The 280-nt window shown below is 46.8% G+C and carries 1 pseudogene; it reads left to right on the top strand.

The features are described from left to right. Positions 1-221: pseudogene (locus AC1ECF_RS17565) on the top strand (stalk domain-containing protein); the annotation flags it as partial. Positions 222-280: the final 59 nt, after the last annotated feature.

Below are 280 nucleotides of genomic sequence, written 5' to 3'. Positions count from 1 at the left end.
CGTTCAACCCTCGTGGAGGCAAATACTCAGGTGTGGCACTTGTGAACGGACAGGTTGTTCAGCTTTCGAAAGACAACAAATCCTTGAGTGCGCCAAATGAACAAGGTGTACTTTACCGCACAGGTTCATATGGTGAGAGTGTAACGATTCTGTTCTCGGCTGCACCAGGAAGCAATCTTCCTGTCAATTTGCTGTTTACACCACTTCCGACAGAGAAGTAATTGCTTCTCATGTCACCAGGAACGGACGGTTTGGAGTGAAAGCTTACATCACATATACC

It is taken from the genome of Psychrobacillus sp. Z3-81, from assembly GCF_056620325.1.
The sequence above is the reverse complement of the archived record's forward strand: the minus strand, read 5'-3'. Positions and strand labels throughout refer to the sequence as shown.